This window comes from Halapricum sp. CBA1109 (assembly GCF_009741825.1).
Classification (GTDB): domain Archaea; phylum Halobacteriota; class Halobacteria; order Halobacteriales; family Haloarculaceae; genus Halapricum.
This window is the reverse complement of the sequence record NZ_WPCA01000030.1, coordinates 1-22,899: the sequence shown is the minus strand read 5'-3', so window position 1 is coordinate 22,899 and position 22,899 is coordinate 1. Positions and strand designations below refer to the sequence as shown.

The window sequence follows — 22,899 nt, the reverse complement described above, 5'->3', positions numbered from 1 at the left end:
GGGATCTCTGGCGCTCGGCACTACAGGACCCCGACGACGTCGCGGCCCTCGTCGCCGACCTCGACCGCGACCGGGAACCGTCGGCGGCACCGACGACGAGCGTCGCGGACTCGGCCGTCGAGGACTCGGCGGCGACGGATCTGGACACGACGACGGACATCGACGGCCACCCCAGTTCCGGCGCGCCGTCGAGTGACCTCCCCAGCGAGTACACGCCCGCCGACCAGCGGACCGACGACACCGGCCCGGGCGTCGCCGAACGGCTGGACGAAATGGGGCTGCCGGCCCCGCTCCAGCGCCTCGGCGACGCGCTGTCGTACGTCGGCACGACCGGCGGGTGGAGCCTCGCAAGCGCCGGTGGCGTCTCGCTGACCGGGGTCCTGTCGCTGCCCGTCTCGACCATCTTGCTTGTCCCGCTGTTGGCCGTCCTGTTGCTGGTTCGGACGTCACTGCCGGGCGTGAACGAAGCGGTCGTGGGCGCGCTCGGCGTCCCCGTTGCGAGCACGGACGCGCCGCTGACGACGGCCAGCCTCGTCCACTACCTCGGGGCCGCGCTGGTGGTCGCCGTCCCGGCGGCCCTGACGGCACGGTTCGTCGTCCCGGCGGTCCGGGCCCGCAAGACGCGCGGCCTGCCGCGTGACGCGTGGCTGGTGTTCGGCATCGGTCTCGGGGCGCTGGCGGCCGCGCTGTTCGTCGGCCTCGGCCGGGGCGCGCTCCCGCGGCCGCTGGCGGTCGGCACGACGGCGCTACTGACGGTATTTACCTTCCAAGCGTCGATGGATGTCGGGTCGCCGGTGCTGTTGTCGCGGCTCTGTCGGGGCGTCGCTACCGGCGCGTTCGCGCTGGCCAGCGGTCTCGCCGCGCTCGCCGCCGCGCTCGTCGGCCTCGACGCTGCCGCGCCCGGCATCGGGACGGCCACGACCGACACCCTCGAGACGGTTCCGGGCGTCGCGTCGCCGGTCCTCTCGCTCCCGACTGCCGAGGTGGTGACCATCGCGTTCGGCGCGCTGGCCATCGTCCCGCTGTCGCTGGCCACGCTGTACACCCTCGCCTACACCGTCGAATCGATCACCATCCGGCTCCGGTCGCGGTCCTACGGCGGATGACCGACCCGGTCGCCGCCTGTCCCGACCACGGCTTTTTCGCCGGCGAAACCTGCCCCGCCTGTGACCGCTCGGGGACGCCCGTGTTCTCCGGTGAGCGTCGCCGTCGCCTCTCGAAGTACTGCAGCGGCGCGCTCAGACACTTCCCCGAAGACGCCGGCCTCACCCTCGACGGCGCGGGGTGGACGACGCTGTCGGCGCTGGTCGACGCCGCCGAGGCCCAGTACGAGTGGGCCGACGACCGGGCGGTCCGGGCGCTGGTCGCCACCGATCCGAAGGGCCGCTTCGAACTGTCGGCGGACGGCGGGCGCGTCAGGGCCGCTTACGGCCACTCGGTCGCGGTCGAACTTGACGCCGACCCGACGCCAGTTCCAGACATACTCTACCACGGGACGGCCCCGGACAACCGCGAGTCGATACGCGCGGACGGGCTCGAGCCGATGGGTCGCCAGCAGGTCCACCTCTCGGGGGACGTCGAGACGGCCCGGTCAGTGGGCCGGCGACACGACCCAGACCCCATCGTCTTCGCCGTCGACGCCGCCGCGATGGTGGCCGACGGTCACACCGTCACACGCCGTGGAACCGGCGTGTTCACGACCGACCGTGTCCCGCCGCAGTACCTCGACGAACGGTGAGAAACGACGCTGTGTTCGCCACGTCGGCCACAATTTTTTATTCCAGTGCGACGGACAAACAACCACCGGGGCGAGAGAATGGGGGTCATATCCGCGCTGCTCGGTCGGCTATCGGACGAACGGACGGAGTACGAGTGCCGTGACTGCGGGTCGGGGTTCCCGCGACGCCGGCAGGTGTGTCCCGACTGCGGCGGCTACCGCATCGAACGGACCGAGTGGTGATCAAGTGGTCTTGTCGTCGACGTCGTCGGTGTCCTCGGGCGGGTCGACGCCCTCCGCGGCGGCGGGGGCCTCGGTGTCCTTGGCCGTGTCGACGTGCCAGCGGTCGACCGACTGCTCGTAGTCGGCCAGTCGGTTCGACACCTTGATCTTCAGGTCGTCGTCGTTGACGTTGACTTCGAGGACGTACTCCGGGTCCTCGCCGCTGATCCGCTTGAGGTTGGCGCTGACGAGTTCGTTGTCGAAGTAGTACGGCGCCATCTGGGTCATCACGTTCTTGTAGACGGCCCCTTCGACGGTCCGCAGCGCCTTCCGTCCGGCCGAGTCCGCCGCTCGCGCGACGTAGTCGATCGACTCGCCCCACTTGTCGACGGCCTCGTTCGGTTCGTCGAGGTTCTCGTAGGACTCGGTGAGTTTCTCCCCGGCGGTCTGGAGGTCCTCGTCGGGTCCTTTCCCCTCTTTTTCGCCCTCGCCCTCGTCGATGCTGGCCTGTTCGGCCGTCTTCTCGTTGACGTCCTCGTCGAGGCGTTCGTCGCTTTTGGGCCGCCACTCGTCCCACGCGTCCAGGGCGGTCTCGTCGACGTCGTCCGTCTCGGCGATTTCCCTGAGGGCGCGGGTTATCCGTTCGCCGTGTTCGACGACCGCCATCCATCCGCCCCGGAGTTTGAACCCGGAGACGCTCTCTTCCATATCAGACATACTGGTCCCGTTCGGTCACCGTCGCGGTCGGATGACCTGCGTTCATTGTCAGTATCTCGGTGCGGGCGAGGTTAAGCGTTTCCGCCGTCAGTGGTCGGTACCAGTTCGCGCGGTGACACCGGGGTTACCGGCGATATATTCCCGTCGAGGCCGAACTGTCGACGATGCCATCGGCACTATTCATCGTCAGCGAACACGGCTACTGGGGCGAGGAGTGTATCGAACCGCTCACGACGCTCGATTCGGCGGGCGTCGACGTGACCGTCGCCACACCGTCGGGCGGTCCGGCGGTACTTGACGAGCGCTCGGTCGACACCGACGAGGTCGACCCCGAGGTCGCAGAGCGGGTGCGAGAGGTCCACGAGAACGACGCGCGCCTGAACGACCCCGAACCGCTCGCGGCACTCGCCCCCGCTGAGTACGACGCCGTCGTCTTCCCCGGCGGCCACGGCACCGAGTGGGACGTGAATCAGGACACACACGCCCGGGCGGCCCTCCGGACGGCCGTCGAGGGCGATGACGGCCTCGCACTCGTGGTCTGTCACGCGGTCGGCGTGCTGGCCTTCACGCGTGATAGCGAGGCGCGACGCGCCTCGGAGAACGCGAGCGGTGACGAACCGCGAGCGAGCGAGGGCGAGTTGCTCGTCGAGGGCCGGTCGATCACCGGCTTCCCCAACGCTTGGGAGGAGGGCATCGTCGACGAGTACGACCGGATGCCCGACGGCCGGAAACTGCCCTACTGGGTCGAGGACGAAGTGGTCGCCGCGGGCGCGGACTTCGACGCCGAACTCGACGCTGACACGAGTGTCACCGTCGACGGCGACCTGATCACCGCCCGCGGACCGCCCTCCTCGGCCGCCGCCGCCGAGACGCTACTGGAGGAGCTGGGCGTCGAACAACCGGCCTGAGGGCGCCGGTAGCCGGACGGGAGACGGCCCACCGACCGCCGAACGTTCTTTAGCGCCGGGGACGGAGTATGTCACCATGCCACGAGACATCGACTTCGGCGAGCGCCTCCACGCGCAGACGACCGAGTACCTCGACCGCCTGAGCGACTGCGTCGACCGCCTACCGGCGCTGCTAGACGAGTACGAACCCGGCGGGGAGTACGGTGCCACTGTCGAGGAGATACAGGCGATAGAGAGCGAGTGCGACGGGATGCTCCGGGAGATAACCGGGTACGTCACCGAGGCCGGGCCGGAGGACATCGGTCTGCTCAACACGAGAATCACCCACAACGAGTCGGCCCTGCTGGAGTTGTTCGGCACCGTCGACACCGTGGCGAACCTCACCGAGCGCATCGCACAGGAGCTACAGATGATCGAACCGGCACGGGACAACGACTGTTTCCGCGGCCTGCGCGAGATGGCCGACGAGATAGTCGGGATGACGGCCACGCTGGCGACGCTGGTCGACCGGTTCGTCGACAGCCTCCGCCACGCGGAGGACTCGGAGACGTTCGCCGAAGAGATCCAATCGATCAGGGACGCCGAGAGCCGGTGTGACGACCTCCGCAACGGCGTCATCACGACGGCCTTCGACGACAAGTCCATCGAGCAACCGCTTCTGTACCGGGAGTTCGCCATCCTCTTCGACGAGTTGGCGAACACGATAGAGGACGTCACCGACCAAATCGTCATCGTCGCCAGCGAGGAACAGGGTATCGCCACCGAACCCGACACCGACGGGGAGTGAACGCAGTCCCGACGACTCGGGACTCTCGTCAGGTATTTCCACGCTCCAACCGACGCTCCGGGTATGCCAATCGAGAACCGCGGGGAGGCGAAACTCCTCACACACGCGCTGGCACGGCACACGCTGACCGAACTCCGCAGCGTCGAGACCGAGCAGGTCGCCTTCCGGAAGGGACTGGTCAAACTCGGCCGCATCTGTGGCTACGAGATTATCGACGGGATCATGGACACCCACTACGAGTCGGTGACGACGCCGCTGACCGAGACGACCGGCGAACGCGTCGTCGGGATGGACGACGTGGTCATCGTCAACGTCCTCCGGGCGGCGACGCCGTTCGTCGAGGGGCTGCTCAAGGCGTTCCCGCGGGCCCGACAGGGCGTCATCTCCGCCAGCCGCGACGAGGCGGCGGGGATGGACGACGACGGCGGGTTCCCCATCACCGTCGACTACACGAAACTCCCCGAGGTGACCCCCGAGGACACCGTCGTCGTCGCCGACCCGATGCTCGCCACGGGGTCGACGATGTGTACGGTGCTCGAGGCTATCCAGGAGATGGGCGACCCCGAGCGGTTGCTCGTCCTCGCGGCCGTCAGCGCCCCGGAGGGACTGGTCCGGTTGAACGAGCAGTTCCCCGACGTGGACGTGCTGACGGTCGCTATCGACGACCACCTCGACGACGACGGCTACATCGTCCCGGGACTGGGCGACGCCGGCGACCGGGCGTTCCGGACGACCTAGAGCCCGCTGACGAAGATAGCGACCGACTCGCTCAGATCACGGGACTCGCTCACGCGAACCGTCTCGACCCACTTCACCCACTGGTAGCCACGGCGGTCGGGCGCGACCAGTCGCACCGGGAACCCGTGGCCGTGGTTGAGGCGCTGTCCGTCGACGTGGGTCGCCAGCAGGGCCTCGCGGGCCTCCTCGATAGGGAGGCTCCAGCGGTAGCCCGTCACCGACCGGAACTGCACCCACGCGGCGTCCTCGGCGACGCCGGCTTCCGCAAGCAGTTCGCCCACGTCCAGCCCCAGCCAGTTCCGTTCGGCGTACCAGCCGCTGGTACAGTCAAGCAGGGCTCGCTGCTCGCTGTCGGCGTCGAGGTCACCGGCGCCGAGCGAGAGGGGCGACTCGACGGAGCCCCTCGACGCTGAGTTCGTAGGTGTCGGTGTCGACCGGGTCGGGGTCGTCGGCCATCCAACTGGTCACGGGGAAGGCGTTGCCGCTGTCGCCGTCGGCGGGGCGAGAGCCGGTGAACCGCCGGTCGGCCCCGGCGGTGTCCAGCGCGCGGTTGAGCGACTGCTGGGCGCGCCAGACGACGGCGCCCGAGACGAACACCGCGCCGGCCCCGAGGGCGTTGCGCCGGTCGGTGACCGCCTCCCGACGCGGGAGGACGAACCGCCGCCGGAGGTGCAACAGCAGGACGGGGACGACGGCCAGCCCGAAGGCGATGTGGATATTCAACAGCCCCCAGAAGCCGACATCCAGCGAGAGCCCGAGCACCCAGCCGATACCGGTCGCCAGCGCGGCGACGGAGAGCGCGGCGAGCGCCAGCGACGTGAGGAGGCCGGGCGGTCGAGCGCGGACGCGGTTGCGGACCCGCCAGAGCTTCATCGCCACCAGCGCGACCAGCGAGACGCCGACGACGCCGTGGAGGACGAACACCCACGCGTCGGCGGCCGTCGCCGCGAACATCGTCGCCACGCCCGTCGCCAGCAGGACGACGACCGACACGAGGATGGAGAAGTCGACCAGCCGCGCCGACAGCAGTCGTGCCATCGGCGGTCGTAGGGGCTGGATGTGTTTCATTGGCACGGTGTCGTGCGCGCGTCTGACGGAGAGTTTTGTACGAGTAGCGACAACACGGGCGTATGCCAAGTCTCGGGGAGGCGTACGACGAGCGTCGGTGGGTGGACCGGGACCCGCGGTGGGTCGCGCTGGGGGCCGGTAGCTTCGTCGCCGGCGTCCTCGCCGTCGTCGTCGCCATCCTGCTGGCGACGACGCCGCTGTCCTCGTGGGTCGGCCTGACCGGCCGGTTCCCGCCGCGGGAGGCCGCCGGGGCGCTCGCCGGACTGGGACTGCCGGCGATGTTCCTCGGCGTCGTCGCCGTGTTGCCCTCCAGTCGAAGGGAGGGGGTCGGCGTCCTCGTCGGGGCGCTCGTCTCCGTCGCCGGCGTCGCGCTGTTCGTCCACGCGTATCCGGGCCAGTGGCCGCCGGCGGACCCGTCGCTGGCGTTCGAGACGACGATGACGTACTTCCTCGGGTCGGCCATCGCCTTCTGGTCTGTGTTCTCGGCCGTCGCCGGCTACCACGTCCGCAACGACCCGCAGGGGACCGTCCGGATGGAACTGACCCGGCAGGGCGAGACCCGCACCGTCGAGGTGCCCCGCGAGAAGTACCGCCGCTACCAGCAGGCGCTGCGGGGCGACGGCGGCGAGTCCCAGCAGGTCATCAGCGAGATAGAGTCCGAGTTCGAGGAGTGAGCCGGCACGGATAGCGGCGACCGTCGGGTTTATTCGCGGCCGTACCGACCCACAGACCATGGAGCCGTTGCACGCGCGGTACCCGTTTCTGGACGCGGCGCGGGAGGCCGTCGCGGGGGCCGACGTTGACCTCGCGTCGGTCGTCGCCCGCGAGGACCCGGCCGTCGAACGCGGCCGTGACCGCGTCGAGGCGGCGCTGACCGACCGGGACGTGGGCGAACCACACCGCCGGACGCGGACGGAACTGTTGTCCTATCCCATCGCACGCGTGCTGGTGTCGCTCGTCGACCAGTCGGTGCTGACCCGGTGGTACGCACAGGCCGAAGCGGCGGCCGCCCACGAGCGGTTCACCGCGGAACTCACCTCGGGGACGGAGCTGAAATCGACCAGCGGCGACAGCTTGCGGTTGCGGGACCTGCTCGACGAGTTCGACCTCCTCGGGGCGGTCGAACCGGTCGGCGGACCGCTCGCGTCGGCCGACCGCTACGAGATGGCCGTCGGCCGCTACCTCGAACTGACCGCGGGAGCGTTCGACGAGGAGTGGCGGCTGGTCAACCGCGAGTTGGCCGACGGGGCCGTCGCGCTCGACCGCTCGGAGCTACTGCTGGCTGTCAGGGAAGCGATCAGACAGCGCGTCGAGGCGGGGCTCCCGCTGTCGGTGCCCGACGCCGTCGCCGACCCGCTTGCCCACCACGTCGAGTATCTGGAGGGCGTCCTCGCGGACTTGGACCTCACGCGGGATATCGACACCGTCGTCCCGGAGCTGTTCCCGCCGTGTATGCAGGCGCTTCTGGACGACGTCCAGACCGGCGAACACCTCGAACACCACTCGCGGTTCGCCATCACGGCCTTCCTTGCCTCCATCGGGATGAGTACCGACGAGATAGTCGACCTCTACGAGGTCAACCCCGGGTTCGGCGAGGAGGTCACCCGCTACCAGACCGACCACATCCGCGGCGAGACCAGCCCCACCGAGTACTCGACACCGTCGTGTGCGACGATGCAGTCCTACGGGGACTGCGTCAACAAGGACGAACTCTGTGAGCGGATCAAACACCCGATGGCCTACTACGAGGCGAAACTGGAGGACACGGACGACGACGAACTCGAGGACTGGCGCGAACAGGCCGGCGCGGAGAGCTAGGCGTTCCGCTCGGCGATCCAGAAGCCGATACCGGCCATCATAAGCACGAAGAAGACGAGCGAACCGACCAGCGCGAGGCCGCCGCCGCTCCGCACGGCCCTGCCCGCTTCGGTCCCGTACTGCATCCCGACGAACGCGAGCACACCGATGAACAGGGCCACGCCGATTACGACGGCCGTGAGTTCGGTCGCGTCATCTCGCTCCATATACGCCCGATTCCGATGCCGCCGGGCAAAAGCGTGTCGAACCGGCGTAGGGTTTAGGTCGCTGTGGGACCTACGTTTCGAGTGGACGCCCCGAACAAACACCCGCGTCCGATCCGCTATGGCCACTATCGACCCACCCGCCACCGACCGCAAGACCGCACTCGCACCGGACCTCTCGACGTTGCCCGACCGGGCCGCCCGCGCCTGGACCGAGCGGATGGCCGTCCGTTCGCTCGGCGAGGGTCGCTACGCCGTCGACAGCGAGAGCGGCGCGACGTACGTCGTCGACCTCCCCGCCGGCGACTGTTCCTGTCCCGACCACCGCATCCGCGAACAGCGGTGCAAACACCTCCGGCGCGTCGCCATCGAGGTGACCGCCGGCCGCGTCCTCGCGCCCGGCCGGCGCCGCGTCCAGTGTGCCGCCTGTGGCCGCGAGACGACCGTCGACGCCGCGGCCGACCCGCCGGTGTGCTGTCCGGCCTGCGCCCTCGAACCCGGTGACCGCGTCGTCGACGCCGAGACGGACGACACACTGGTCGTCTACCGTCTGACCGACCGCCGGGCCGACGCGGTCACCGTCGCGGCCGCCGACTGCACCGTCGCCGACTACCCCACCAACGACGGCTACCCGGCCGACGACCTGGTGGTCGAGTGCGTCTATCCCGACGACGCGACGGACCCGGACGCCCGGACCTACGCGTTCCCGCGCTCGCGGCTCGAACGACCCGGCGAGGAGTCGCCGGATATCGAAACCGAGGACGGCCCCGTGGCGCCGACACTATAGCATCTCGGCGGCGTCCTCGACCCCGAGGTCACCGCTCGCGACCGCATTGAGAATATCCAGTGTCGCCTGGTCGTGGCCGGCATCGCCCACCTCGTCCAGCGTGACGCGCTCTGAGTGGCCGGTCAGTTCGGCCATATCGGTGCCGTCGGACAGCGCCGTCTCCTTCTTGACGCGGTAGTTGCCGCCGTCGGTGACGTGGACGGTATCGTCGCCGGGGTGGAAGAAATACCAGTCCTCGCGGTCGAAGCGGACGCCGATGCGGGGTTTCGCGCCGAAGTTCCGCGCGAAAAAGAGCAGTGCCTCGACCTCCTCGCCGTCGAGGTAGATGGGGTCGCCGGCGCTGGATTTGGCCTCGATGGCGAAGAATCGCTCGCCGTCGCCGGCCAGCACGTCGGGGAGTTCCCGCTCGGTGGCGACCCGCTGGCCGCGCGCGCATCACCGCGAAGCCGGCGGCGTCGAGTTCGTTGACCAGCTCCCGTTCGCGGCGGTCCCCCTTGGCGTTCGAGCCTACCATCGTCATCACGTGGGCGCCGGTCGGTGAAAAAGCCTCTCTCAGACCGGCGACAGCCCCTCGACCCCGGCGGTGTCGAGGAACTCCATCGACGCGGCGTCCTCGGCGGCCGGGAACCGCAGCGTGACGACCGTCCCGCGGGGGTCGTTGTCGGCGAACTCGATGTCGCCGTCGGAGTGTTCGACGACCCAGACGGCCGTCCACAGCCCCAGCCCGCTCGAGTGTTCGAGCTTCGTCTCCGCGCCGGCGTCGAGGACGTCGAGTTCGTGGTCGGGGATGCCCGGCCCGTTGTCGACGACGGTGAGTTCGACGGTGTCGTCCTCACGGGCGACGGTCACCGACAGCCACGGGTCCTCGGCGTCGTTGTGCCGGGCCGCGTTGTCCAGTACGTTCGCGACGGCCGTGTCAAGCGAGGGGGCGGCCGCGACCGGTTGCTCGTCGGGCATCTCGGCCTCGACGGCGATGGCGGGGTACTCGCGTCCCAAATCGGCCAGTTCCCGCTCGACGACGGCCGTGAGGTCGATGGGCTGGGCCTCGCCTTGAGTCTCCATCAGCGTCTCTAAGGTCCGGGCCTTGTCGCTCTGGTCGACCAGCCGTTCGGCCACGTCGACGATGGTCCGGGCGTCGCGTTCGTCGACGCCGTCGTTGCGGTCGGCGACGAGTTCCGCCCGGCCGACGACGACGTTGAGGTCGTTGCGGACGTTGTGTCGCAGGACGCGGTTGAGCACCATCAGCCGCTCGTTCGAGCGTCGGAGGCGGGTGTTCAACCGCTCGGTCCGGGCCTTGACCTCGCGCCAGCGCCGGCGGGCCCGGACCTGCCGGGCGTCGTAGATACCGAGGACAGAGCCCAGCAGCGCGCCGACGGAACTGGCCCCGCCGAACCACCGCGGGCCGAACGGGAGCCGACCGCCCTGACTCTCGACGAGGACGGAGGCCAACACAGCCAGCACGCCGAACGCGGCCGTCCCGCCGACACACCAGACCGCGACCCGCACCGTGGTCGGTGCCTCCCAGCGGCGGCCGACCCAGACACCGATAGCGACGACGGCGAGCGAGAACGACAGCGACGTCACGCCCCCCGAGAGGACCGTCCAGACGTTCCCGCTCGCGGTCACGATGCTCGCGGCGTGAAAGAGCGCGAGCGTCCCGCCGACGAGGACGACAGCGCCAACGCTCACGACGCGCGACAGCGACGACTCGCTTCCCCCGACTCTGTCCCCGGATCCCATAGCCAACCGTGCACGGGGTGGGAGTTTAGAGATTTTGTCTGCTGAAACGAACGTTCGGCGTCGGTAGTAACGCTCAAGCCGACGGCAGCCTCCCATCCGGTGTGGCCCACTACGCGGACAGCGAGGCGGGGACGCCCGTCTCGGACGCCCTCCCCGAGTTCGCCGACGCCTTCCCGTTCGAGCGGTTCAACCGGATGCAGTCGGAAGCGCTCCCGGCGCTGACCGACCGGACGGACAACGTCGTCGTCAGCGCACCGACCGCAAGCGGCAAGACGGCAATCGCCGAGGTGGCTATCTGTGAGACGCTGCGAGAGGGTGGTACCGCCCTCTTTCTGGCCCCGATGCGGGCGCTCACCAACGAGAAAGAGAGCGAGTGGGAGCGCTTCGAGGAGTTGGGGTACTCGGTGTACGTCGTCACCGGCGAGCGTGACCTCAATCCCCGGCAGGCAGAACGGGCGGACGTGCTGGTGATGACCCCCGAGAAGGCCGACTCGGCCAGCCGGAAACACGACACCAGCCGCTACGACTTCATCACCGACATCGACTGCTGTATCATCGACGAGGTCCACCTCCTGGATTCGGAGAAGCGCGGCTCGGTGCTGGAGGTCACCGTCTCGCGGCTCCGCCGGCTCTGTGCCCCCCGTATCGTCGCCCTCTCGGCGACGATGACCAACGTCGAGGACGTCGCCGAGTGGCTGGACGCCCCCGAGGCGACGACGTTCGCCTTCGGCGAGGAGTATCGTCCCGTACCGCTTGACGCCGACGTAGCGACCTACCGCCACGGCGACAACGCCTTCGCCGACAAGTACCGGCGGCTCTACCGCGCCATCGACGTCGCCGAACCCCACCTCCGGGAGGACGGGCAGGCGCTCGTGTTCGTCTCCTCGCGCCAGGACACCGTTCAGGCCGCAAAGAAGGCCCGCGACGAGTTGACCGAACGGGACATCCCGATGGGCGCGCGCGGCGACTACGACTTCCACACCGACGCCGCGGAACTGGAGGACGACACCCTCCGGCAGTCGGTGCTCGACGGCGTCGGCTTCCACCACGCCGGCCTCTCGAAGGCGGACAAGTCGCTGGTCGAAGAGTGGTTCAAGGCGGGACACATCGAGTTGCTGTTCTCGACATCGACGCTCGCGTGGGGCGTGAACCTCCCCGCCCGCTGTGTCGTCATCCGGGACACGAAGCTCCACGACCCCCTCGAAGGCGAGGTGGATATGAGCCCGCTTGACCTCCTGCAGATGCTCGGCCGCGCGGGCCGACCGGGCTACGACGACCAGGGGTACGCCCGCGTCGTCTGTGACCGTTCGGAGGCCGATAAATACCGCCGCCTGCTCCGGGACGGCAAGGAGATAGAGTCACGGCTGGCCGCGGACTTAGACGCCCACCTCAACGCCGAGATAGCGATGGGGACCGTCGGCGACCTAGAGGACGTCCTCTCGTGGCTGTCGACGACGTTCTACCACGTCCGGGTCGGCGACACCGACACCGACGTCCGGGAACAGGCCGCCTCGACGCTGCGGGGCCTGTTCGACCGCGGCTTCGTCGAGATGGACGGGGACCTCTCGGTGGAGGCGACGCCGCTGGGGCAGTTGGCGTCGTCGTACTACCTCAGACTGGACACCGCACGGTCGTTCGCGGACCTCGCCGAGTCCGGCGATGTCACCGTCGATTCGATACTGGCGACGGTGGCCGACGCCGGCGAGTTCGACAGCGTCAGCGCGCGACAGGACGAACAGGACGCCATCCACGCGGTCCTCGGGAGCGACGGTGAGGAGTTAGAGGGCGGTGCCCGGAAGGTGTACGCCATCCTCCGGGCGAGCATGGACGGGACGACGCGACGGAGCTCAAAAGCGACGCGTGGGTGATCCGGCAGAACGCCCGCCGGTTGATCGCGGCCCTGCGGGCGTTTCTGGACCGGTTCGCCGGTGCCCGGGCGGCCAACCTCGGCTGTCGGACCGAGGCCCGCATCGAACACGGCGTCAGCGAGGACGCCGTCGGTCTCACGGCCATCGACGCGTCGGCGCGGGCCGGGCGCAGACCCTCGCCGCGGCCGGGTTCACCTCGCCGCGGGACGTGGTCAGCGGCGGCGTCGAGGCCCTCGCGGACGCGGGCCTGAGCGAGAGCGTCGCCGAACGCGTCCACGACGCCGCCGCGGACCTCCCGCTTGTCGTCGTCGAGTGGGGCGACTTCCCCGACGCCATCCCCGAGGGCGACAACAGCATGCACGAGGTCCGGGTCCGCAGTCTCAGGGGCGGTGCCCGGGCCGGCGTCCGCGTGACCGTCAACGGCGTCGAGATGACCGCGACCGACTGCTACCTCGCGAACGGACGCTCCCGGTCGGCGTCTTCGGCGGCGACACCGACCGCCTCGACTTCGAGGTGGAGGTGGCGTTCCCGGACCTCCCGCTCGCCCCCGTCACCGACGGCCGCTCTGTCACGGTCGAATGACCGAAATCCGTGACGTATGGTATCGTCACACGTGGTAACGTTCCTGAAACGGACGCAGAACCGGTTGTGAAATTTCTAAGCCCCGCTCAACCGCTCGTGAAAGGTATTCCTTTCGCTGTCGGCGGGCGTAAAACGTCTGGAAAACGGGACCTGATCGAGCAAAATGTGGCGAAGCGTCTGGCCGTTATATGATGGGGCCCATCCTATGGAGTGATAGGTGCTCCCCGCAATGTCAAGCGCATCCCCGACGCGTGCCGACCGCCTCCGCGAGTCCGTGGATATCGACGCCGAAGTACTCCAGTCGACCATCGCCACGCCGGTGCGGTTCGTGGGCTTCTGGAGCGCAGTCGTCCTCCCCTTCGTCTACCTGCCGCTTCTGTTCACCGGTCTGCAGGGCACGTACCTGACGGCCTTCCTCCTGCTGGTCGGCGTCCACGTCCTCTCCATCGTCGCCGGCCGCGAGTACAACAGCTAAGCGAGTCGCCCCGGCCCTCCTCCGTTCAGTTCTCGACGGCCCGTAGCACCGCCGTCCGCAGTTCGACGGGCGTCGACGCCACCTCGGCGACGGCCGACCGGTCGAGGCTGTCGTGGACGCGACGTACCCGATACAGTAGGTGCCGGCGGCCGTCGCGGCGCGCGCGCCGTGGGTCGAGTCCTCGACGGCGACGCAGTCGCTCGGGTCGCGGTCGACGGCGGCCGCCGCGGCCTCGTAGATGTCCGGTTCGGGCTTGCCCGCGTCGACGTCTTCCGCGCTGACGACGGCGTCGAATGTCAGGCCGAACCGCTCGCGGACGATGTCGACCCACTCGTACGGCGAGGAGGTCACCAGCGCCACGGGCACGTCACGGTCGGCCAGTTCCGCCCGCAGACCCTCGAATCCCGACAGCAACGCCACCCTCTCGCTGTATATCTCACGGGCGGCGCTCTCGAACAGCTCGAGGAAGTGCTCCCGCGAGACGGCCACCTCGTAGTGCTCGTCGAGGTAGGTGTATATCTCCCGGTAGGGCCGGCCGGTTATCTCCGCGACGTCGACGTCCGCCTCGGGGACGACCGTCGGCAGGATGTCGGTCCGCTCGGTCGGTTCCCAGTAGGCTTCGGAGTCGACGATCACGCCGTCCATATCGAACAGCACTGCGGTCATACCCGACAGTCCGTGACCGTGAGCAAAGCGTGTGGCGGTCCGGCTACACCGGCGAGCAGGTAGTTTCGAGGACGTACGTCTCGCCGTCGACGGACAGCGTGGTCTGGAGGTACTCCGTTCGGGCGGCCATCTCCGGGTCGCAGTCGACGCCGGTCGGTTGTTCGGTCCCGTCGACGCAGTCGTGGTCGCTCCCGTCGGGGAGGACCAATCGCTCGGGGTCCGCGCCGAGGACGGCGTAGGACCGCCCGGAGGAGGGGATGGCGTGGACGGTGACCGGCCGTCCACCGACTGTCTCCCGGGCGACGATGCGACCGGCGACGCCCGACTCCTCAACGTGGGGGACCAGCGTCATCGCCGCCGGGAGGTCGGCCTCGGTGAACGTCTTCAGACACACCGCGGGGTCCAGTGCCATCGCGTCGACGCCGGAGAGGTCGACGCCGGCGGCCTCGATAGCGTCGAACAGCGCGGGGTCGACGGTCGACTCGAAGGTCGCCCGCACGTCGTCTAAGTCCTCGTAGTCGGCCCGGAGCGCCGCGCGCGCGTCGTCGGTGTCGACCTCCGCCAGGACATCGTCGACGGACTCGGCGACGCCGGCGGTGAGGGCGTCGCTCCCGAGGAGGTCTCGGCGGGACGGACTCCCGTCGCGCAACTCGGCGGCCGCGCCCATCGTCTCGACACAGCCCCCGCCGTCGACGATCTCGTTCAGCGTGTTCCGATACTCCTCGTACTCCTCCTCGTCAGTCATACCCGCCGATAAGAGGAGGAGCGGTATTTACTTCACGCCTGCCCGCCGCGAAAGTGTCCCGGCCGACGGGTGGGGCCGTCCCCGTTCTGCTACTCTGTCACTACAGCACTGACAGTGCCACGAAATGCCGGATTTATATGCCGCTAGGGCCGCTGCCGCTATACAGGGGCCGGCACCGTGCCGGTCGGGGACTACACAATGGACGACACAGATGCCGTCGACACGCTGACCAGATTCGGGCTGACGACCTACGAGGCGCGGGTGTTTCTCGCTCTCCAGCGACTCGGGGAAGGGACCGCGAGCGACGTGGCCGAGGTGACGGACGTTCCACGCTCGCAGGTGTACGGAGCGGCCGACTCACTGGCCGACCGGGGGTTGGTCGACCACCGCCAGACGCGGCCGACGGTGTACGACCCGGTCGACGTCGAGACGGCCGAGACACGCCTGCTAGAGCAGTTCGAGGCGGCCGGCGAACGGCTGTTCACGTATATGTCCGACATCCAAGGGAAGGCCGGCAGCGGCGGCGAGGTCAGCGAAGCGCTGTGGACTATCAGGGGCAGCGACGAGATAACCGAACGCATCGCCGAACTGATCGTCGACGCCGACGACCGGGTGCTGTACGGGACGGCGAACCACTCCCACTACGACGAGCGAATCAAGGACGCGATGGAGGCCGTCACCGACGACGGCGTGACGCCGTTCGTGATGTCCACCAGCGAGGAGTTCCTCGACGCCGCCGACGACGACCGGGTGTATACGACCTACGAACCGCCCGAACACATCCCGCGGTCGACCTCGCGGGTGCTGATGGTCGACGACGACACGCTGTTGCTCGGGATGGTCGAGGACCGGGGACGGGACGGGCAAGAGGAGATAGCCCTCTGGAGCGCCCAGACGGCATCGGCGGCCGTGCTGATGCAACTCATCACCGAACTGTTCCAGAGCGACCCCATCTCCCTCAGCGAGGAGTGACCGGTCAACGAGCCGACCAATAGCGTGTCTGCGTGTCTGAGCCGCCCGATATCCGCCGGGTCGATTGTTAACGCTTATATATAACAGAACGTTCTCGGGAACTGTGACCGACTCACACGACGACGGGTTCCTCACTGGTGGATCGGAGCGGACGCGGCGCGGCGTACTGGCGGCGAGCATCGCGGGGTTTACCGCGCTGGCCGGCTGTTCGTCCGACGACGGGACGACGACGGCGGGCGGCGACGGGACGGCCACGCCGACCGCGGAGTCGACACCGACGCCCGAACCGGACTCGGAACCGGAACCGAGCGGGTCGCTGACGCCCGCTGACGTGCCACAGGCCGAGGTCCGCGGCTCACACCACCCCGGCCCGCCACGGTTCACCAGCGTCGGGCAGCGAGCGCTGGGGAACGTCCTCCACGGCCCCGGGACGAACACGAACCTCTCGCCGCTGGACGTCGAACTCTCCGGCGTCGACGGCGACCTCGCGCCGTTCAATCCCGACCACGAGGCGACCTACGAGTGGTCGGTCGCCGACGCGCCCGACGGTTCCAGCGCCGGCGTCGACGACGCCTCGGTGATCCACTTCGAACCGGACGTCCCCGGCGAGTACCGCCTGGAGCTCGACGCCCCCGACGACACCCACGAACTGACCGTCCGAGCGTTCCCCGAGGAGGACGAGACGGACCCCCAGCCGCGAGTCACGCTGCACGGCGAGGCCGACGGCGACCAGTTCGTCCTCGACGCCGACGCGAGCCCGAGCCCCGAGGGCGACAACACGGTCGACGATCTGGACGTGGAGTTCTACGTCGACGACCGCGACCGGGAGAACCTCGACGGGTCGCTGTCGGTCGAGGACCACGCCGCGACGGTGCCGACGGACGCCGTCACCGACGCGGTCCGCGTCCACGCCGTCGCGGTGGGCGACCGCCACAGCGTCGCCGACGCGGTCCGGCTTGAGCCCGACGGCTCGGTGACGCCGCTGAACGAACCGCCGGCGTGGGTCGAGGACGCCACCATCTACGAGATATTCGTCCGGCGGTTCGACGACGACGTGACCTTCCAGACGATTCAGGACCGGCTTGACTACCTCGAGGAGATGGGCACCGACGCCCTCTGCTGACGCCGATACTCGAATCCCACAGCCACAGCAACCCGAACGTCCCCGGCGGTCCCCACGGCTACGACGTAACGAACTACTTCGAGGCGGCCGAGGCGCTGGGCGACAACGAGGACTACGAGGCGCTGGTCGAGGCCTGCCACGAGCGGGACATCAAGGTCATCTTCGACCTCGTCATCAACCACTCGGCCGAGGAACACCCCTACTTCCGGGCCGGCAACACCGGCGAGGGCGTCGCCGACGGCGACCAGGAGTTCTTCCGGAGCCTCTACCAGTACGAGAACAGCTACACTCCCAAGACCTACGCCTACTGGTCTGGCATCCCCCGTCCACGACTACGACTCGCTTGCGCTGCGGTCGTGGATTCTCGCGGCCGTCGACCACTGGCAGGAGGTCGTCGACGGCTTCCGGTGTGACGTGGCGTGGGGCGTCCCGCGGAGCTTCTGGAAGGACGTCCGCGACCGCGTGAAGGCCCGCGACCCCGACTTCCTCCTGCTGGACGAGACCATCCCGTGGCACAGCGACTTCGCCGAGAACCAGTTCGGCTCGCACTTCGATTACGGCGGTAACGAGACGCTGCGGGCCGTCGGGCGCGGGGAGGAGGACGCCACCGCCGTCAACGACATCGTCGAGGACCGGGCGGTCGAGGGCTACCCCGACCACACGCACTTTTTCAACTACATCGAGAACCACGACATGGAGCGGTACCTCTCTATCGCCGACCGGGCCGCCCAGAAGGCCGCCGGCGCGGCGACGTTCACGCTTCCCGGCGCGCCGATGCTCTACTACGGACAGGAGTCCGGCGTCCCCCAGCAGCGCGGGACGATGAACTGGGGCGACGCCGACGAGGACCTCCGGGCGTACTACAAGCGACTCGTCGACGCCCGGGAGAGCCTGCCGGAACTCCAGACCGCCGCCGCGACCACGCCCGTCGAACTGTCCGACCGTCCGGACGGCGTCGTCGCCTACGCCCGCAGCGCCGAGGACGGGCAAGTTCTGGTCGTCCTCAACTTCGCGTCCGGCACCGCGTCGGTGCCCCTCCCCGAGGGCGTCGAAACGACCGACCTGCTCACCGACGACGACGTGGCCGACGGCGACGGCGTGGCCGTCGAGAGCGCCGCCGTCCTGCGGGCCGACGACGCGTCGCTCTGAGCGGCGACTGTTTTTTTTTCCAGTAGTACTCACACGCCGAGCGTGAGTCCGTGGCCGAGTGTCGAGACGGGAAGCTTCGAGCGGAGACTGACGGAGAAAAAACGCTGGGAGACGGGCGACGGTTACCGCCACTCGGGGAGTGTGGCGGCGTCTTCGAGCGGTACGGTGACGAACGCGTCGTCACACGTGATGTCGGCGATGATGAACGTGTCGGCGTCGTCCACCGACGCCATAACCTCGGCGTCGTCCGAGACCGTTGCCGCGACCTGGTCCGTCTCCTGCGACATATGTTATGCTCTCTCATACGCACACATAAACGTGCCGGAACCGCCGGACAGGTAACCGACTGGTCAGCGGACGAGGACGGGGGCGGAGAAAGTGCAAGGCCTTAGTAGGTGGGACCGGAGTAGTCGGGTATGAACGTCGCAGACGCTATGACGCCCCGCGAGGAGGTCGTGACGGTCGAGATTCCCGGTACCCGTGACGACGTCCTCGAGTACATCCAAGAGCGGTTGTTCTCCTCGGTTCCGGTCGTCAAACAGACCGACGAAGGCGAACAGTTCCGGGGCATCGTCTCCCGTGACGCCCTGATCGACCGCCCCGACGAGGACCAACTAGCGATGCTGGTCGAGGAGGTAGCGACCATCGGCCCCGACGCCGACATCGTCGACGTCGCCCGCCTGATGGTCGAGGGGGGCGAGCGCCGGGTCCCGGTCATCGACGACACCCTCGTCGGTATCGTCACCGTGACCGACGTGGTCCGGGCCATCGCCGAGGGCGAGATAGACGGGTCGACGACGGTCGACGAACTGGCGACCCGACAGGTCAACTGCGTCTACGCCGGGTCGCCGCTGACGGTCGCCGAACGGGAACTGGCTCACGCCGACGTGCCCTACGGCGTCGCCCTCGACGACGACGGGGAACTCTGCGGGATGCTCACCGAAGTCGACATCATCGCCGTCGCCCGCGTGGTCGAGGGCGAGGCCGACACGGGCGAGTCCATCGCCGACGACGACGACGACTGGAAGTGGGAGAGCGTCAAGGCCGTCGGCAACAGCTACATGCCGACCCGGAACGTCGAGCTGCCGTCCGAACCGGTCGAGCAGTTTATGACGACCGACCTGATCACCGTCGGCAAGCGCCGCACCGCACAGGAGGCCGCCCAGGAGATGATCACCAACTACATCGAGCAGATACCGCTCCTCTCGGGCGATTCCCTCGTGGGCATCGTCCGGGACATCGACCTGCTGGAGGCGCTTTTATGATCGAGGACGTGGTGGAACTCGCCAAGCGACGCGGCTTCTTCGTCCAGTCTGCCGGCGTCTACGGCGGCGTCTCGGGCTTTTACACCTTCGGCCCGCAGGGCGCGGCCCTCAAACAGAACGTCGAGGACACCTGGCGGGACCGCTTTGCCATCCAGGAGGGCAACATGGAGGTCGACGCCCCGACGGTGATGCCCGAGGCCGTCTTCGAGGCGTCGGGCCACCTCGACACGTTCGACGACATGCACGTCGAGTGTCCCGAGTGTGGGTCGAACCACCGGGCCGACCATATCGTCGAGGACAACACCGACATCGAGGAGGCCGAGTCCCTGCCGGCCGCGGAAGTCGAGGAACTCATCGCCGAGTACGAACTGGTCTGTCCCGACTGCGGGACCGGCCTCGCGGGGCAGGTCATCGACGACTTCAACCTGATGTTCGAGACGAACATCGGGCCGGGCAGCGCCTCGCCGGGCTATCTCCGCCCGGAGACCGCACAGGGCATCTTCGTGGAGTTCCCCCAGTTGGCCGAGTACGCCCGCAACCAGTTGCCCTTCGGCGTCACCCAGATCGGCCGGGCCTACCGCAACGAGATCAGCCCCCGGAAGTCCCTGCTTCGGGTCCGGGAGTTCACCCAAGCCGAACTGGAGTTGTTTGTCGATCCCGAGGAAGACGAACCGACACTCGACCGCGTCAGAGACGTGACCGCGCCGTTCTACCCGGCCGACGAGCAAGAAGCCGCGGACGGCGAGATACGCGAGGCGACTATCGGCGAGGTCGTCGACGACGGCACCGTCGCCGACCCGTGGATCGCCTACTACCTCGGCGCGGCCGCCCAGTGGTACGAGTCCATCGGCGTCGATATGGACCGCTTTCGGTTCCGCCAGCACCTCGCGGGCGAACTCGCCCACTACGCGGCGGACTGCTGGGACGCCGAGGCCGAGGTCGACGGCGACTGGATCGAACTCGCCGGCTTCGCCTACCGCGGGGACTACGACCTCTCGAAACACGCCGACCACTCCGGCGAGGAGTTCACCGTCTTCAAGCAGTACGACGATCCGGTCACCGTCGAGCGAGCGACCGTCGACCCCGATATGAGCGCCCTCGGCCCCGAGTTCGGCGGGGCGGCCGCCGACGTGGCCGCGGCCCTAGAATCGCTGGTCGAGCGCGACCCCGATGCCTTCGAGGCGGCCAGCGAGAGCGGCGACCCCGTCACCGTCGAAGTGGACGGCGAGACCTACGAGGTCCCCATAGAGCAGACGGGCTACGCCGTCGAGGAGGTCACCGAGAGCGGCGAACACGTCAGCCCCCACGTCGTCGAACCCTCCTTTGGCGTCGACCGCGCGCTGTACACCGCCCTCGACCACTGCTACCGGGAAGACGAGGTCGACGGCGAGTCCCGGACCTACCTCGCGTTGCCGGCGGGCGTCGCCCCGACGACCGTCGGCGTCTTCCCGCTGATGGACCGTGACGGGATGGGCGACCGGGCACACGAGGTCGTCGACGACCTCCGAGACGCGGGACTGGCCGTCACCTACGACGACTCGGGCGCTATCGGCCGGCGCTACCGCCGGCAGGACGAGGTCGGGACGCCGTTCTGTGTCACCGTCGACTACGACACGCTCGGCGAGGGTGACGACCCCGAACTGGAGGGGACGGTCACGGTCCGCGAACGGGACAGCACCGACCAGCGTCGGGTCCCCGTCGAGTCGCTGGCCGAGACGCTGCGGAACCTGCGTGACGGCGCGCTCACCTTCGACGACATCTAACCGTGCGCGAACTGATCACCGGGACCGAATCGGAGGTCGCACGCCGGGTCGTCCACGCCAGCGGCACCGCCGTTCCGCTGGCGTACGTCCTCTTCCCCGAGACCATCACGTGGCCGGTCGTCCAGGGCGCGCTCATACTCTTTCTGGTCGTCGCGCTCGGACTGGAGGCCGTCCGCCTGCTCGGCGGGTTGGAGTGGTGGATCTACGACCACCTCACCCGGAGCTACGAGCAGGACAACCTCGCGGGGTACGCGCTGTACTTCATCAGCCTCACGGCCGTCGCGCTGGTGTTTGCCCCGGACATCGCGGTGCCGGCGATGCTGATGCTCACGCTTGGCGACCCCATCAGCGGACTGCTCGGATCGGGCGAACTCCGGACGGTCAAGCGCCTGCGCGTGCTGGTGACGATGTTCTCAGTCTGTGCGGTCATCGCCTACCCGTTCGTCGGCGTGCTCCCGGCCGTGCTGGGCGGTATCGGCGCGATGCTCGCCGACGGCGTCAAGCCCGTCGTCAGGACCTACGTCATCGACGACAACCTCACCATCCCGCCGGTGGCGGCGGCCGCGATGGCGGTCGGCGTCGCCGTCCTGTAGCTCGTCCCACAGATTTTTTTTACGCAGACCGGACTACGGGAGAATGCTATGACGGTACCGCTCGCGCTGATAGAGGTACTGGGCGTCGAACTCGGCCTCGGTGCACTGCTCGGCGGCGGGGTCGTCACCCTGCTTGTCGTCCTCGCTCTCGTCTACTTCCTGGGGGGCGAGGGGATGCTGCTGGAGGCAGGGATGGAACTCATCGACTGACCGGCGACGCGGACACTTTCACCTCGGTCGGCGAACCCTTAACCCCGCGGCCGCCCAACCTCGCGGCGAATGGCGACGTCCGACACCGTCGACCGACCGCTGGTCGCGTCCGGGCTGCTCGAACAGCGGCGCTACCAGTCGACACTCGCCGAGACGGCCATCGAGGACCACACGCTGGTCTGTCTCCCGACGGGCCTGGGGAAGACGGCCGTCTCGCTTCTGGTGACCGCCGACCGCCTCGATTCGGTCGGCGGCACGGCGCTGCTTTTGGCCCCGACGAAACCGCTTGTCACCCAGCACGCCGAGTTCTATCGGGAGGCGCTGACCATCCCCGAGGAGGAGGTGGTCGTCTTCACCGGCGAGGTCCGGCCCGACGACCGCGCCGAACTGTTCGAGTCCGCGACGGTGGTCATCGCCACCCCGCAGGTCGTCGAGAACGACCTCGTGGGCAACCGCATCTCGCTTTCCGACGTGACCCACGTCACCTTCGACGAGTGCCATCGGGCCAGCGGCGACTACGCTTACACCTACATCGCCGACCGCTACCACGAACAGGCTGAACAGCCGCTGGTGACGGGGATGAGCGCCTCGCCCGGCGACGACGAGGAGTCGATCCTGCAGGTGTGTGAGAACCTCGGCCTGCGGGAGATAGCGGTGATGTCCGACGAGGACGAGGACGTCGCCGAATACACCCACGAGACCGACGTGGACTGGCAGCGCATCGAACTCCCCGAGGCGGTCATCGAGATACGCGACGCCGTCAACGAGGTCATCGCCGACCGG

At 68.6% G+C, this 22,899-nt stretch carries 24 protein-coding genes and 3 pseudogenes; 19 read left to right on the top strand and 8 right to left on the bottom strand.

Annotated features, from left to right (window positions below; genetic code table 11):
* The 3 genes from GJ629_RS16075 to GJ629_RS16070 form a co-directional block, all read left to right on the top strand.
* Positions 1-1,106 (top strand): hypothetical protein (locus tag GJ629_RS16075; protein WP_197428446.1); only part of this gene is annotated, 1,106 nt, incomplete at its 5' end.
* Positions 1,103-1,738 carry an RNA 2'-phosphotransferase gene (locus tag GJ629_RS05305; RefSeq protein ID WP_157512078.1) on the top strand — a complete coding sequence of 212 codons (636 nt, stop codon included), beginning with the start codon at positions 1,103-1,105 and terminating at the stop codon, positions 1,736-1,738. The genes GJ629_RS16075 and GJ629_RS05305, both read left to right, overlap by 4 nt.
* A 78-nt stretch (positions 1,739-1,816) precedes the next feature.
* Positions 1,817-1,960, top strand: a complete 144-nt coding sequence (locus GJ629_RS16070) for a hypothetical protein (protein WP_197428445.1) — start codon at positions 1,817-1,819, stop codon at positions 1,958-1,960.
* On the opposite strand, the gene GJ629_RS05300 is transcribed toward GJ629_RS16070, so the two are convergent.
* Entirely contained in the window at positions 1,961-2,656 is a 696-nt protein-coding gene (locus GJ629_RS05300; RefSeq protein ID WP_157512077.1) for a DUF5828 family protein, read from the bottom strand.
* 164 nt (positions 2,657-2,820) lie between these two features.
* Here GJ629_RS05300 and GJ629_RS05295 point away from each other — a divergent pair, with 164 nt between their 5' ends.
* The 3 genes from GJ629_RS05295 to upp all read left to right on the top strand — a co-directional run bounded on the left by GJ629_RS05295 (position 2,821) and on the right by upp (position 5,089).
* Positions 2,821-3,564, top strand: coding sequence for a type 1 glutamine amidotransferase domain-containing protein (locus GJ629_RS05295; RefSeq protein ID WP_157512076.1), 744 nt, complete (start codon positions 2,821-2,823; stop codon positions 3,562-3,564).
* A gap of 76 nt (positions 3,565-3,640) precedes the next feature.
* Positions 3,641-4,351, top strand: a complete 711-nt coding sequence (locus GJ629_RS05290) for a DUF47 domain-containing protein (protein ID WP_157512075.1) — start codon at positions 3,641-3,643, stop codon at positions 4,349-4,351.
* A gap of 63 nt (positions 4,352-4,414) precedes the next feature.
* Positions 4,415-5,089, top strand: a complete 675-nt coding sequence (gene upp / locus GJ629_RS05285; RefSeq protein ID WP_157512074.1) for a uracil phosphoribosyltransferase — start codon at positions 4,415-4,417, stop codon at positions 5,087-5,089.
* On the opposite strand, the pseudogene GJ629_RS05280 reads toward upp, so the two are convergent.
* A pseudogene (locus GJ629_RS05280) lies at positions 5,086-6,157 on the bottom strand (molybdopterin-dependent oxidoreductase). The gene upp and the pseudogene GJ629_RS05280 overlap by 4 nt on opposite strands.
* A gap of 62 nt (positions 6,158-6,219) precedes the next feature.
* Between GJ629_RS05280 and GJ629_RS05275 the strand changes: the two are divergent.
* Positions 6,220-6,831, top strand: coding sequence for a hypothetical protein (locus GJ629_RS05275; protein ID WP_157512073.1), 612 nt, complete (start codon positions 6,220-6,222; stop codon positions 6,829-6,831).
* A 58-nt stretch (positions 6,832-6,889) separates the two neighbouring features.
* On the top strand, positions 6,890-7,975 hold the full coding sequence (gene priL / locus GJ629_RS05270; protein ID WP_157512072.1) for a DNA primase regulatory subunit PriL: 1,086 nt from the start codon (positions 6,890-6,892) through the stop codon (positions 7,973-7,975).
* Here priL and GJ629_RS05265 read toward each other — a convergent pair.
* Entirely contained in the window at positions 7,972-8,181 is a 210-nt protein-coding gene (locus GJ629_RS05265) for a hypothetical protein (protein WP_157512071.1), read from the bottom strand. The genes priL and GJ629_RS05265 overlap by 4 nt on opposite strands.
* 118 nt (positions 8,182-8,299) lie before the next feature.
* Here GJ629_RS05265 and GJ629_RS05260 point away from each other — a divergent pair, with 118 nt between their 5' ends.
* Entirely contained in the window at positions 8,300-8,965 is a 666-nt protein-coding gene (locus GJ629_RS05260; protein ID WP_157512070.1) for an SWIM zinc finger family protein, read from the top strand.
* Here GJ629_RS05260 and hjc read toward each other — a convergent pair.
* Positions 8,960-9,479, bottom strand: a pseudogene (gene hjc / locus GJ629_RS05255) (Holliday junction resolvase Hjc). The gene GJ629_RS05260 and the pseudogene hjc overlap by 6 nt on opposite strands.
* Before the next feature lie 38 nt (positions 9,480-9,517).
* Positions 9,518-10,705: a sensor histidine kinase KdpD gene (locus tag GJ629_RS05250; RefSeq protein WP_197428444.1), complete on the bottom strand. Its 1,188-nt coding sequence runs from the start codon at positions 10,703-10,705 to the stop codon at positions 9,518-9,520.
* A 101-nt stretch (positions 10,706-10,806) separates the two neighbouring features.
* Here GJ629_RS05250 and GJ629_RS05245 point away from each other — a divergent pair.
* Positions 10,807-13,155 (top strand): annotated as a pseudogene (locus GJ629_RS05245) (DEAD/DEAH box helicase).
* Between the two features lie 232 nt (positions 13,156-13,387).
* Here the strand turns inward: GJ629_RS05245 and GJ629_RS05235 are convergent.
* Both GJ629_RS05235 and GJ629_RS05230 read right to left on the bottom strand, forming a co-directional pair.
* Positions 13,388-14,296 carry an HAD family phosphatase gene (locus GJ629_RS05235; RefSeq protein ID WP_231754497.1) on the bottom strand — a complete coding sequence of 303 codons (909 nt, stop codon included), beginning with the start codon at positions 14,294-14,296 and terminating at the stop codon, positions 13,388-13,390.
* A gap of 43 nt (positions 14,297-14,339) precedes the next feature.
* Positions 14,340-15,041 (bottom strand): hypothetical protein, encoded by a 702-nt coding sequence (locus GJ629_RS05230; protein WP_157512067.1) that lies wholly within the window; start codon positions 15,039-15,041, stop codon positions 14,340-14,342.
* Between the two features lie 198 nt (positions 15,042-15,239).
* Between GJ629_RS05230 and GJ629_RS05225 the strand changes: the two genes are divergently transcribed.
* The 4 genes from GJ629_RS05225 to GJ629_RS17520 all read left to right on the top strand — a co-directional run bounded on the left by GJ629_RS05225 (position 15,240) and on the right by GJ629_RS17520 (position 18,285).
* Positions 15,240-16,013, top strand: coding sequence for a TrmB family transcriptional regulator (locus tag GJ629_RS05225; RefSeq protein WP_157512066.1), 774 nt, complete (start codon positions 15,240-15,242; stop codon positions 16,011-16,013).
* Between the two features lie 103 nt (positions 16,014-16,116).
* Positions 16,117-17,136, top strand: coding sequence for a hypothetical protein (locus tag GJ629_RS05220; protein WP_157512065.1), 1,020 nt, complete (start codon positions 16,117-16,119; stop codon positions 17,134-17,136).
* Positions 17,130-17,549, top strand: a complete 420-nt coding sequence (locus GJ629_RS17900; RefSeq protein WP_157512080.1) for an alpha-amylase family glycosyl hydrolase — start codon at positions 17,130-17,132, stop codon at positions 17,547-17,549. Before GJ629_RS05220 ends, GJ629_RS17900 begins: the two co-directional genes overlap by 7 nt.
* Positions 17,449-18,285 carry an alpha-amylase family glycosyl hydrolase gene (locus GJ629_RS17520; protein ID WP_370515793.1) on the top strand — a complete coding sequence of 279 codons (837 nt, stop codon included), beginning with the start codon at positions 17,449-17,451 and terminating at the stop codon, positions 18,283-18,285. The genes GJ629_RS17900 and GJ629_RS17520 overlap by 101 nt, the downstream gene beginning before the upstream one ends.
* 122 nt (positions 18,286-18,407) lie before the next feature.
* Here GJ629_RS17520 and GJ629_RS16065 read toward each other — a convergent pair whose 3' ends face one another.
* Complete coding sequence (locus GJ629_RS16065) at positions 18,408-18,572, bottom strand: hypothetical protein (protein WP_197428442.1); 165 nt, start codon at positions 18,570-18,572, stop codon at positions 18,408-18,410.
* A gap of 129 nt (positions 18,573-18,701) precedes the next feature.
* Here GJ629_RS16065 and GJ629_RS05205 point away from each other — a divergent pair, with 129 nt between their 5' ends.
* From GJ629_RS05205 to GJ629_RS05185, 5 genes are all read left to right on the top strand, one after another.
* Positions 18,702-19,550, top strand: a complete 849-nt coding sequence (locus GJ629_RS05205; protein ID WP_157512063.1) for a CBS domain-containing protein — start codon at positions 18,702-18,704, stop codon at positions 19,548-19,550.
* Positions 19,547-21,313, top strand: coding sequence for a glycine--tRNA ligase (gene glyS / locus GJ629_RS05200; RefSeq protein WP_157512062.1), 1,767 nt, complete (start codon positions 19,547-19,549; stop codon positions 21,311-21,313). The genes GJ629_RS05205 and glyS overlap by 4 nt, the downstream gene beginning before the upstream one ends.
* A gap of 2 nt (positions 21,314-21,315) precedes the next feature.
* A complete protein-coding gene (locus tag GJ629_RS05195) occupies positions 21,316-21,906 on the top strand; it encodes a dolichol kinase (protein ID WP_370515792.1) in 591 nt (196 codons plus the stop codon).
* Between the two features lie 48 nt (positions 21,907-21,954).
* Entirely contained in the window at positions 21,955-22,116 is a 162-nt protein-coding gene (locus tag GJ629_RS05190) for a hypothetical protein (protein ID WP_157512061.1), read from the top strand.
* Between the two features lie 69 nt (positions 22,117-22,185).
* A partial coding sequence (locus GJ629_RS05185; RefSeq protein ID WP_157512060.1) for a DEAD/DEAH box helicase occupies positions 22,186-22,899 on the top strand: 714 nt, incomplete at its 3' end.